Raw genomic sequence first — 2581 nt, 5'->3', positions numbered from 1 at the left:
GAATACTCAATATTGATTACATTCCACTTAAGCAACTTGTGTAACTATCTGTAAGCTGCTGAAGAAAATCAAAATAGCTTCCACTCTTCACTTCAACCTGCGAACCGACAGGATCAAGTTGCCCTTGTTTAGCGTTACTTCCACGAGTCACCGATTCAATCACCGCTGGTGTAAATTGAGGCTCTGAAAATACGCATTGAACATTTTCACGCACCAAAGTCTTCTTGATAGCTATCAGACTTTTTGCGCCAGGTTTACGCTCAGGGCTAACCGTAAAGTGACCTAGATTATTCAACTTAAATTCTTGTTCGAAGTAGCCATACGCGTCATGGAATACGTAGTAGCCTTTGTCTTTCACTGGCGCGAGTTGTTCATGAATCGCCTGCTGTTTCTCTTTCAAAGCAATCAAGAATGAATCTAGGTTCTCTTGATACGCCATGGCGTTATCAGAGTCTGACTCAATTAGCTTAGCTGAGATATATTTTGCCGCTACCTCGACTTGATCGATACCCAACCAAAAATGCGGGTCATGGCTACCATGGTTGTGCCCTTCATGAGCATCGTGGTCTTCATGTCCAAACTCTCTCAAGTTAATCCCCGGAATCTCACTGATCTTGATAACGTTTTCTTTAGAACCAATCACCTTGGTCAAAAAAGCTTCTAGGTCAGGGCCAAACCAGATCACCATATCGGCACTATGAACTTTTTTGACATCTGATGGCTTAAGCGCATAATCGTGCGGCGAAGCATTGCTGTTCATCAACACATCCGGTTCACTAACGCCCTGCGTTAATTCTGTCACAATCATTTGAATTGGTTTGAAGCTTGTTAGAATAGTATTGGCACTTGCAACACTTGGCGCTAAAAGCAAAGTAGCAAGTATAAAAGATGAACGTGACATAATTCCTCGTTAATAGAAAAGTAGCTTAGGCTTGAGGTAAATGTTACATTATAACATTAGCGAATTGCAAATGAGTTCTATTCATGGATAATTTAATCCAACTAGATTCTGTGAGCGTCGAATTTGACGGTCGAAAAGTTCTAGATAACATCTCTCTAAATTTAGAGCGCGGCAGAATCACCACCCTGATTGGGCCAAACGGTGCAGGAAAGTCGACATTAGTAAAAGTGGTATTAGGTTTACAGACCAAATTTTCAGGCACAATAACAAAAGCTAAAAAACTGAAAATTGGCTATGTACCACAAAAATTAAAGCTCAATGATTCACTACCGCTCAATGTAGAACGTTTTCTAAAGCTCACTGGCAAGTTCAGTCAGCAAGAGATCCTCGAAGCATTGAAGCTCGTTGGTGCTGAACATCTGCAAAAGAGTAACATGCACCAGCTATCTGGCGGTGAAAACCAACGTGTGCTGATTGCTCGTTCATTGCTAAGAAGACCCGATCTACTGGTTCTTGATGAACCTGCTCAAGGCGTTGATGTACAAGGGCAAATAGACCTGTATGACCTAATTGACACCATTCGTCACCGCTTTGGTTGTGCCGTATTTATGGTTTCACACGATCTGCATTTAGTGATGGCAAAAACAGACGATGTTATCTGTTTGCATCACCATATCTGCTGTTCAGGCGCACCTGCAGACATCAAACACCACCCCTCTTATATCGCACTTTTTGGCACCGCGACCCAAGAGACCTTAGCCTTTTATCACCACCAACACGAACATCACCATCATGATCTCGCAGGACAGCCTGTCGAAGGCGACGTGCATGAATGTTCAAACCATAGACACGGACACCACTAATGCTTGAGTTTCTTCTTCCCTCTATTTTAGCTGGCTTGGGCATTGCTCTAATCGCGGGGCCACTAGGTTCATTCGTGGTGTGGCGCAAGATGGCTTACTTTGGTGACACGCTTGCTCACGCTTCTTTGATGGGCTTAGCACTTGGCTTTCTGTTCAACATTAACTTGTATTTCGCGCTGCTGATTTGTTGTTTGATGCTGGCTGTGTTGCTAGTGACTTTACAAAAACAAAAGCTGGTCGCGACCGATACCCTACTCGGTATTTTGGCGCACAGCGCTCTGTCTTTGGGTCTTGTCGCCGTGAGTTTCTTAGATAACGTTCGCGTTGACCTAATGAGCTACCTATTTGGTGACTTGCTTGCAGTGTCTCCGACAGATTTGGTATTCATCTATGCGGGTGCTGCCGTGATTGGAGTGGTACTTGCTATCTTTTGGCGACCACTATTGTCGACGACCGTTAACGAAGATCTCGCAGCGGTTGATGGCATCAACATTGATTTAATGCGTCTTATTTTGATGCTATTGGTTGGGATCGTGATTGCAGTAGGTATGAAGTTTGTTGGTGCGTTAATCATGACCTCACTACTTATCATTCCGGCAGCAACGGCAAGAAAATTCGCCAATACACCCGAACAAATGGCATTCCTTGCATCGGTAATTGGTTCTATCGCTGTGTTCGGAGGATTGAGCTTGTCTTGGTTCTATGACACACCGGCCGGCCCTTCTGTTGTTATCAGTGCTGCGGCAATGTTTATGTTATCTCAAATGGTTAGAAGCCGAGCTTAGCACTTATCAGTACGATCTCGTATCTCGTATCT

At 43.9% G+C, this 2581-nt stretch carries 3 protein-coding genes; 2 read left to right on the top strand and 1 reads right to left on the bottom strand.

Going from position 1 to position 2581, the window contains the following annotated elements; all coding sequences use genetic code 11:
• Positions 1-16: 16 nt before the first annotated feature.
• Positions 17-901 carry a zinc ABC transporter substrate-binding protein ZnuA gene (gene znuA, locus AB4496_RS24615; RefSeq protein WP_009847313.1) on the bottom strand — a complete coding sequence of 295 codons (885 nt, stop codon included), beginning with the start codon at positions 899-901 and terminating at the stop codon, positions 17-19.
• Between the two features lie 83 nt (positions 902-984).
• On the opposite strand from znuA, the gene znuC reads away from it, so the two are divergent.
• Both znuC and znuB read left to right on the top strand, forming a co-directional pair.
• The gene (gene znuC, locus AB4496_RS24610) at positions 985-1764 is read left to right on the top strand and encodes a zinc ABC transporter ATP-binding protein ZnuC (protein ID WP_009847314.1); all 780 of its coding nucleotides are present in this window, start codon (positions 985-987) and stop codon (positions 1762-1764) included.
• On the top strand, positions 1764-2549 hold the full coding sequence (gene znuB, locus AB4496_RS24605) for a zinc ABC transporter permease subunit ZnuB (RefSeq protein WP_009847315.1): 786 nt from the start codon (positions 1764-1766) through the stop codon (positions 2547-2549). The genes znuC and znuB overlap by 1 nt, the downstream gene beginning before the upstream one ends.
• Positions 2550-2581: the final 32 nt, after the last annotated feature.

The organism is Vibrio sp. 10N.222.46.A1, assembly GCF_041473595.1.
Classification (GTDB): domain Bacteria; phylum Pseudomonadota; class Gammaproteobacteria; order Enterobacterales; family Vibrionaceae; genus Vibrio; species Vibrio tasmaniensis_A.
This window is presented reverse-complemented; position numbering and strand designations above follow the sequence as displayed.

Excerpts from the sequence above, each read along its gene's own strand:
- znuA (WP_009847313.1), bottom strand. The coding sequence starts at position 901 with ATGTCACGTTCATCTTTTATACTTGCTACTTTGCTTTTAGCGCCAAGT.
- znuC (WP_009847314.1), top strand. The coding sequence starts at position 985 with ATGGATAATTTAATCCAACTAGATTCTGTGAGCGTCGAATTTGACGGT.
- znuB (WP_009847315.1), top strand. The coding sequence starts at position 1,764 with ATGCTTGAGTTTCTTCTTCCCTCTATTTTAGCTGGCTTGGGCATTGCT.